The organism is Bradyrhizobium canariense, assembly GCF_019402665.1.
Taxonomy (GTDB): Bacteria; Pseudomonadota; Alphaproteobacteria; order Rhizobiales; family Xanthobacteraceae; genus Bradyrhizobium; species Bradyrhizobium canariense.
On sequence record NZ_VSST01000099.1, the window covers coordinates 26,714 to 35,472 of the forward strand.

The window sequence follows — 8,759 nt, forward strand, 5'->3', positions numbered from 1 at the left end:
CAACGTAGGCACAGGGTGAGTTACGAACAGGCACCTGCCTGATATTTGAGCGAATCTTTGTCTATATTGGCTCATTTCCAGAAAATGTCACTCGCTCGCAACATCCGGGCGTTACCGGGGATGCGTTCATCCGGCCTCGCATCATAGCGGTCTGCGAACGGCGATCTTATGACGCTTGTGCGGCGAAGCCTTGCGTGCCGCGTTCATCTTCCTGCTGCAATGCGGTGCGCGGACCGCCGGCAGCGTGATAGTCGCGGCAAGCGCGCAGCAGTGTATCAAAATCGGTCGCCAGGCCCTCCGACCGGATGACGATGCGATCGTCCCTCACGCAGCGGGCCAAGCCGCGGATGCTGCAGAGCTGCCGCTGCAAGGCCGGCGTCGGCGTCAGCACGATCACCTTGCGCCCGCGGCGTTCTTCAGCCGAAATCTCCGCGATCGAGTCCCACAGCAGAAATTCATTGCCGATGCGGAGATCGCGGATGCCATAGGGGGTGACGATCACCACCGATCCCCGCTCGGCGGGGAGCATCCAGATCAGCCGACCGGTCATCACGGCGAACACCACCACGCCGGCAGAGCCGACCGTCGCGTCGTAATCGCCAAAAGCGCTCGACCAGCCCAAGGCGAGCGTTGCGCTGAGCAGCGTCATGGCGAAGCCCGCTACGACCAGCAGCCGCGTTTGGGTCGTACACGGACCGATTTCGAGATCGTGGGACGCATCGACGCATCCGGTCGACGTGACCGACTGGGGGCTGTCTGTGACAGCGAGCGCCAGACGGTCATGATGTGCTTGCATGCTTTCCCCCAGCATGGCCATTCGCGACCGAGCCACGATGCATCAGCCGGACCGGAATCCGCTGATGAGTACTCCGCGCAGCCGCTAGCGGCGAGGCGAGACAGCTGGCGTTACACAACAAGGGCCCGACCGATTCCTCACGGCCAACGACCTTTTTACGCAACTCGGCTCCCTTTACGCGGATCGCCATGATCGCGACGGAGTTACACTGGAGGATATGACGCCCATACCCTTGATTGGTTCCCTCAAGGAAGCATGTAAGCTAGAGGATAGCGCGTCAGGACCGGCGCGGAAACCCCTCGCCCGCAGGCTTGGAGATAAATTAGCATCATGAATCCCGTCAAAGAACTGGAAAAGCACGGACAAGCCGTCTGGCTGGACTTCCTGGCCCGCGGCTTCATCGCCAAGGGCGACCTGAAGCGGCTGATCGACACCGACGGCGTCAAGGGCGTCACCTCCAACCCCTCGATCTTCGAGAAAGCGATCGGCAGCTCGGACGAGTACGACGCGCCGATCGGCAAGGCGTTGAAGCGCGGCGATCGGTCGGTCGCCGACCTGTTCGAGGCCGTCGCGGTCGAGGACATCCAGAACGCCGCCGACGTGCTGCGCCCGGTCTACGACCGCCTCAACGGTGGCGACGGCTATGTCAGCCTTGAAGTCTCGCCCTATCTGGCGATGGACACCGCTGGCACGGTCACCGAGGCGCGGCGGCTCTGGAAGGACGTCAACCGCAAGAACCTGATGGTGAAGGTGCCGGCAACGCCGGAGGGCCTGCCGGCGATCGAGACCCTGATCGGCGAGGGCATCAGCATCAACATCACGCTGCTGTTCTCCAAGGCAGTCTACCTTCAGGTCGCCGAGGCCTATCTCGCGGGCCTGGAGACATACGTCGCCGGTGGCGGCGACCCCTCGCATGTCGCGAGCGTGGCCAGCTTCTTCGTCAGCCGCATCGACAGCATGGTCGACAAGCAGCTCGACGAGAAGATCGCTCGCGCCAACGATCCGTCCGAGAAGGAGCGGCTGGCCGCGCTGAAGGGCAAGGTCGCGATCGCCAATGCCAAGGTCGCCTATCAGGATTACAAGCGCCTGTTCTCAGGTCCCCGCTGGGACAAGCTCGCCGCCAAGGGCGCCAAGCCGCAGCGCATGCTGTGGGCCTCGACCGGCACCAAGAACAAGGATTACAGCGACGTCCTCTATGTCGAGGAGCTGATCGGCCCCGACACCATCAACACCGTGCCGCCGGCGACGCTCGACGCATTCCGTGACCACGGCAAGCCGCGCGACAGCCTTGAAGAAAACCTCGACGACGCCCGCCGCGTGCTGGAAGAGCTGGAGCGCTCCGGCGTCTCGCTCGACGCCATCACCGAGGAGCTCGTCAAGGATGGCGTCAAGCAGTTTGCCGACGCCGCCGACAAGCTCTATGGCGCGGTCGCCCACAAGCGCGCCACCGTGCTCGGGCCCGCGATCGACCGCCAGCTGCTCTCGCTCGGCGACGGTCTCGGCAAGGCCGTGGCCAAGAGCACTGAGGAATGGCGCGCGTCGGCCAAGATCCGCCGGCTGTGGCAGCGCGACAAATCGGTCTGGACCGGCACCGACGAGGACAAATGGCTCGGCTGGCTCGACAGCGCCGCCAAGGCCGACATCGCCGACTATGAGGATTATGCCAGTCGCGTGAAAGGCCAGAAATTCTCCGACGCCGTCGTGCTCGGCATGGGCGGATCAAGCCTCGGGCCGGAGGTGCTGGCCGAGACCTTCGGCAAGAAGCCCGGGTTCCCGAAGCTGCACGTGCTGGATTCCACCGATCCGGCGCAGGTGCGGGCGATGGAGGCCAGGATCGACATCGCCAACACCGTTTTCATCGTCTCAAGCAAGTCCGGCGGCACCACCGAACCGAATGCGATGAAGGATTATTTCCACGAGCGCGTCACGCAGGCGGTCGGGCCGAAGGTCAAGACCGGCCATCGCTTCATTGCGGTCACCGATCCCGGATCGTCGCTGGAGAAGGCGGCGAAGACGCTGAGCTATGCGCGCATCTTCCACGGCGAGCCCTCCATCGGCGGACGCTATTCGGTGCTCTCGCCGTTCGGCCTGGTGCCGGCGGCAACTGCGGGCATCGACATCAAGACCTTCGTCAAGCATGCGCTGGCGATGGCCCGCTCCTGCGGACCGGACGTGCCGCCGGCCGAGAACCCCGGCGTGCAGCTCGGCCTTGCCATGGGCCATGCAGCGCTCGAAGGCCGCGACAAGGTGACGATCCTGTCGTCGAAGAGGATCGCCGATTTCGGCGCCTGGGCTGAGCAGCTCATCGCGGAATCGACCGGCAAGGATGGCAAGGGTCTGATCCCGATCGACGGCGAGCCGCTGGGCGAGCCGGCAGTCTACGGCAATGACCGGCTCTTCATCGACATCCGTATCGAGGGCGAAGCGGACGCCGCCCATGACTCGCAGCTTGCCGCGGTCGAAGCGGCCGGTCATCCCGTCGTGCGCATCGTGATGAAGTCGATCGATCATCTCGGCCAGGAGTTCTTCCGCTTCGAGATGGCAACGGCGGTGGCGGGCAGCATCCTCGGCATCAACCCGTTCGACCAGCCGGACGTGGAAGCGGCCAAGATCAAGACCCGAGAGCTCACCGCGTCATTCGAAAAGACCGGCGCGCTGCCGGCCGAGCAGCCGGTGGTCAGCACCAATGAGGCCGATCTCTACACCGACGAGACCAACGCCGCGGCCCTGCGCGCCGCCGGCGCCAACGGCGACCTCACCTCATGGCTGAAGGCGCATCTGTCGCGCTCCAACCATGGCGATTATGTCGCCCTGCTCGGCTACATCGCGCGCGACAAGGCGACGATCGACGCACTCCAGACCATGCGGCTCGAAGTGCGCGAGAAGCGACATGTCGCAACCTGCGCCGAGTTCGGACCGCGTTTCCTGCACTCGACAGGACAGGCCTACAAGGGCGGCCCCGACAGCGGCGTGTTCCTCCAGATCACCGCCGACGATGCCAGGGACCTGCCGGTGCCGGGCCAGAAGGCCAGCTTCGGCGTCATCAAGGCCGCGCAGGCGCGCGGCGACTTCGACGTGCTCACCGAGCGCGGCCGGCGCGCGCTGCGGGTCCACCTGAAGGGCGGGCTCAAGAAGGGTCTCGCGGCGCTCAATGCCGCGCTCAACGACGCACTGAACTAAGGGAATTCCTCAAATGCAACTCGGCATGATCGGCCTCGGCCGGATGGGCGGCAACATCGTTCGCCGCCTGATGCGCCACGGCCATTCGACCGTGGTCTACGACAAGGACGCCAAGGCCGTCGCCGGCCTTGCCGCAGACGGCGCGGTCGGCTCGGCGACGCTCGAAGAGTTCATTGCGAAACTGGAGCGGCCGCGCGCGGCGTGGGTGATGCTGCCGGCCGGCCACATCACCGAGACCACGATCGACACGATCGCGGGCGCGATGCAGGAAGGCGACGTCATCATCGACGGCGGCAACACGTTCTGGCAGGACGACGTCCGCCGCGGCAAGGCGCTGAAGCAGCGCGGCATCCACTATGTCGACGTCGGCACCTCCGGCGGCGTCTGGGGCCTCGACCGCGGCTATTGCATGATGATCGGCGGCGAGAAACAGGTGGTCGATCGGCTCGATCCGATCTTCGCCGCGCTCGCGCCCGGCGCCGGCGACATTTCGCGCACGGAGGGACGTGAGGGCCGCGATCCCCGCATCGAGCAGGGCTACATCCATGCCGGCCCCGTCGGCGCCGGGCATTTCGTCAAGATGATCCACAACGGTATCGAATACGGCCTGATGCAGGCCTATGCCGAAGGTTTTGACATCCTCAAGAACGCCAACATCGAGGCCTTGCCGGCGGATCATCGTTACGATTTCGATCTCGCCGATATCGCCGAGGTGTGGCGGCGTGGCAGCGTGATCCCGTCCTGGCTGCTCGATCTCACCTCGACGGCGCTCGCCGACAGCCCGGCGTTGACGGAATATTCCGGTTTCGTCGACGATTCCGGCGAAGGACGCTGGACTGTGAACGCGGCGATCGACGAGGCCGTGCCGGCCGAAGTCCTGACCGCGGCGCTGTTCGCACGTTTCCGTTCCCGCAAGGAACACACCTTCGCCGAGAAAATTCTCTCAGCGATGCGAGCCGGCTTCGGCGGCCACAAGGAGCCGAAGCAGCCGGCTGCTTCGAAGCCGAAATAGCAATTAGCAGAGCGAAGGCCAATAGTTCGTGACAAAAGACCCGCAAGCCAAGCGCAAGCCGGAAAATTGCGCCTTCGTCATCTTTGGTGTCACCGGCGACCTCACCCATCGGCTGGTGATGCCATCGCTCTACAATCTGGCGGCCGAGCATCTGTTACCGGAAAAGTTCTGCGTGGTCGGCGTCGCCCGCCGGGGCCAGTCGGACGACGAGCTGCGCGACAGCCTGTTAAAGGGCTTGCGCCAGTTCGCGACCCGGCCGGTGGACGACGACATTGCCAAGAAGCTGCTGGAATGCGTGACCTTCGTCGAAGCCGACGCAAAGGATCCGCCATCCTTTGATCGCCTGCGCGAGCATCTGGATTCCCTGGAATGCGCGCAGGACACCGGCGGCAACCGGCTGTTCTACCTGGCGACCCCGCCGGCCGCGTTCGCGCCGACCGCGCGCGAGCTCGGCCGCACCGGCATGATGAAGGAGAACGGCGCGTGGCGGCGGCTGGTGATCGAAAAGCCGTTCGGCACCGACCTCGCCTCCGCGCGCGCGCTGAATGGCGAGCTGCTGAAGATCATGGACGAGCACCAGATCTACCGGATCGATCACTATCTCGGCAAGGAGACGGTGCAGAACATCCTGGTGCTGCGCTTTGCCAACGGCATGTTCGAGCCGATCTGGAATCGCAACCATATCGACCACATCCAGATCACGGTGGAGGAAAAGCTCGGCGTCGGCCATCGCGGCGGCTTCTACGATGCCACCGGCGCGCTGCGCGATATGGTGCCGAACCATCTGTTTCAGCTGATGTCGCTGGTCGCGATGGAGCCGCCGGCGCGTTTCGATGCCCATTCCGTGCGCTCCGAGAAAGCCGAGATTCTGACCTCGATTCAGCGCCCGAGCGAAGAAGAAGCGCTGAAGAGCTCGGTGCGCGCCCAATATCTGTCGGGGCGCATCGGCGACGATGAGATCCCGGACTATCGCAAAACCGAGGACGTCAAACCCGGCAGCACCACCGAGACCTATGTCGCGCTGAAACTGATGATCGACAATTGGCGCTGGGCCGGCGTGCCGTTCTATTTGCGGACCGGCAAGGCGCTCGGCCACAAGCGCACCGAGGTCGCGATCAAGTTCAAGCAGGCGCCGCTGTCGATGTTCTCAGGCACGGCTGTCGATCGCCTCTCCCAGAACTTCCTCACGATCGGCATCGCACCGACGGAGACCATCGAGCTCCAGTTCAACGCCAAGATCCCGGGGCCGAGCGTCACCATCGACGGCGTCGAGATGAAGTTTCGCTATGGCGACTATTTCCGGGCCGATCCCTCGACCGGCTACGAGACGCTGATCTACGACTGCATGATCGGCGACAACATCCTGTTCCAGCGCGCCGACGGCATCGAAGCCGGGTGGCAGGCGGTGCAGCCGTTCCTGGACGCCTGGAAGAACGCGGGCAGCAACGGCATCGAGACCTATCAAGCCGGCAGCGACGGCCCCGCCTGCGCCGATGAATTGCTCCGCCGCGACGGCCGAAGCTGGCGTAAGTTTTCGTGACGGCGATGGCCGGACAGCCGAAGCTGATCGTCGCGGCCGACGCCGAGGCTCTCGCCCGGGCCGCGGCCGAACGGGTGATGGCGCGAATCGCGGCCAATCCCGGGCGCATCGCGATCTGCCTGACCGGCGGCTCCAGCCCGAAGAAGCTCTACCAGCTGCTGGGCAGCGACGCCTGGCGCGAAAAAATCCCGTGGGAGCGCGTGCACTGGTTCATCGGTGACGAGCGCTTCGTGCCCGAAAGCGATCCCCTCAACAACATGGCGGTCGCGCGCGCGACCTTTCTCGATCGCAACGCGCCCTTCGGCCATGTTCACCCGATCCCGACGACGGCTGACACCCCCGATCAGAGCGCCGAGGCCTATGCGCGCGAGCTGCAGGCTTTCTACGGCGCGGAAAGCCTGGATCCGGCACGGCCGCTGTTCGACATGGTTTTGATGGGCGCGGGCCCGGACGGCCACACCGCTTCGCTGTTCCCGGGCTATCCTGCAATCGAGGAGACGCGACGCTGGGTGGTCGGCGTCCCCAAGGCCAATGTTGCCCCCTTCGTGCCGCGGGTCTCGCTCACCCTGCCCGCGCTGGCGTCATGCCGCGAAATGCTGTTCGAGATAGCGGGGCATGACAAGCAGCCGATCTTGACGCGCCTCCTCAATGGCGAGACTTTGCCGGCTGTACGCGCGCGCTCGAATGGCGAGACCGTCTGGCTGGTCGACCAGGCCGCGCTTCCGGAGGGAATACGTGGCGGGCGTTGAAGCACCTTGTGCATTGATCGTGATGGGCGTGTCGGGTTCGGGCAAGAGTACGGTTGCAAAAGCGCTGGGCGAGCGCCTCGGCTGGCGCTTCGAGGACGGCGACAGCTTTCATCCCGCCAGCAATGTCGAGAAGATGCGGGCCGGCCATCCCCTCACCGATGAGGACCGCTGGCCCTGGCTCAATGCCATTGCCGACGAGATCGCGCGGGTCTGTGACAAGGGCGAGCACGTCATCATCGCCTGCTCGGCGCTGAAGCATACTTATCGGGACGTGCTGCTGCGCGGACGCGACGACGTCCGCTTCATCTTCCTGAGGGGCACGAAGGAGCTGATCGCCGCACGCCTGGCGCAACGCAAGGGGCACTTCATGCCGCCCGGCCTGCTGACGAGCCAGTTCAACACGCTGGAGCCGCCGGAGGCTGGCGAGCACGTGATCACCGTCTCGATCGACGAATCCGTGGAAGCGATCGTGGACGGCGCGGTGCGGCAGTTGAAACTGGGCGGCGCGAAACGCTGAGGCCAAACACCCAAGAAACACCCAAGGGACCGTCATGACAAAAATCTCGCTCGTCGTCTCCGACGTCGACGGTACGCTGCTGACCAAGGACAAGACGCTGACCGACCGCGCGAGGTCCGCGGTGCAGCGTCTGCACCAGGCCGGCATCGGTTTCACGATTACGTCGAGCCGCCCCGCGATCGGCATGCGCTTCCTGATCGAGCCGCTGGCGCTCTGGCTGCCGGTCGGCCCGTTCAACGGCTCCTCGATCGTCGACCCCGAGATGAATCCGGTCGAGCAGCATCTCATCCCTGCCGGCGCGGCCGAGCGAAGCTTGCAAATTCTCCGGGACTTCGGCGCCGACATCTGGCTGTTCACCACCGACAAATGGCTGATCGACAGGCCTGATGGCCAATACGTCGCTCACGAGCAACATACGATCCGCTCCGATCCGACCATCATCGCGGATTTCTCGCCGTATCTCGCCAGCGCCTGCAAGATCGTCGGCGCCAGCGCCGATGCGGCGGGCCTCGAGCATTGCGAGAAGGCGATGCAGAAGGCGCTCGGCAGCGAGGCGATGGCCGTGCGTTCGCAAACCTATTATCTCGACATCACCCCGCCCGGCTTCGACAAGGGCACATTCGTGCAAGCCATGGCCAAGCGCCTCGGCATTTCAACCGACGCGGTCGCCACGATCGGCGACATGCAGAACGACCTCGCGATGTTCCGCGTCAGCGGCACCTCGATCGCGATGGGCAATGCGGCCGACGACGTCAAGGACCAGGCCACCCACGTCACCGCGTCCAACGAGCAGGACGGTTTTGCGGAGGCGATGGAGATGATTTTGAAGCGGAACGGGAGCGGGTAGACGGGCCGGCTGGTTTCACCTCTCCCGCCTGCGGGAGAGGTCGCCGCGTAGCGGCGGGTGAGGGCTCTCTCCTCTCGGGGGCTCTCGCCGGCGGAGAGACCCCCACCCCAGCCCTCCC

7 protein-coding genes are annotated in these 8,759 nt (G+C 64.9%); 6 read left to right on the plus strand and 1 reads right to left on the minus strand.

Annotated features, from left to right (window positions below):
• Positions 1-166 precede the first annotated feature (166 nt).
• Complete coding sequence (locus FXB41_RS38890) at positions 167-796, minus strand: hypothetical protein (protein ID WP_246649553.1); 630 nt, start codon at positions 794-796, stop codon at positions 167-169.
• A gap of 330 nt (positions 797-1,126) precedes the next feature.
• Here FXB41_RS38890 and FXB41_RS38895 point away from each other — a divergent pair, with 330 nt between their 5' ends.
• The 6 genes from FXB41_RS38895 to FXB41_RS38920 are packed head-to-tail and all read left to right on the plus strand — an operon-like array spanning position 1,127 to position 8,641.
• Entirely contained in the window at positions 1,127-3,976 is a 2,850-nt protein-coding gene (locus FXB41_RS38895; protein ID WP_219685520.1) for a bifunctional transaldolase/phosoglucose isomerase, read from the plus strand.
• Between the two features lie 13 nt (positions 3,977-3,989).
• On the plus strand, positions 3,990-4,988 hold the full coding sequence (gnd, locus tag FXB41_RS38900; RefSeq protein ID WP_219685521.1) for a phosphogluconate dehydrogenase (NAD(+)-dependent, decarboxylating): 999 nt from the start codon (positions 3,990-3,992) through the stop codon (positions 4,986-4,988).
• A gap of 28 nt (positions 4,989-5,016) precedes the next feature.
• Complete coding sequence (gene zwf, locus FXB41_RS38905) at positions 5,017-6,528, plus strand: glucose-6-phosphate dehydrogenase (RefSeq protein WP_219685522.1); 1,512 nt, start codon at positions 5,017-5,019, stop codon at positions 6,526-6,528.
• A gap of 5 nt (positions 6,529-6,533) precedes the next feature.
• Entirely contained in the window at positions 6,534-7,277 is a 744-nt protein-coding gene (gene pgl, locus FXB41_RS38910; RefSeq protein WP_246649557.1) for a 6-phosphogluconolactonase, read from the plus strand.
• Positions 7,264-7,794 carry a gluconokinase gene (locus FXB41_RS38915; RefSeq protein ID WP_026232661.1) on the plus strand — a complete coding sequence of 177 codons (531 nt, stop codon included), beginning with the start codon at positions 7,264-7,266 and terminating at the stop codon, positions 7,792-7,794. The genes pgl and FXB41_RS38915 overlap by 14 nt, the downstream gene beginning before the upstream one ends.
• Before the next feature lie 34 nt (positions 7,795-7,828).
• On the plus strand, positions 7,829-8,641 hold the full coding sequence (locus FXB41_RS38920) for an HAD family hydrolase (RefSeq protein WP_219685524.1): 813 nt from the start codon (positions 7,829-7,831) through the stop codon (positions 8,639-8,641).
• Positions 8,642-8,759 lie beyond the last annotated feature (118 nt).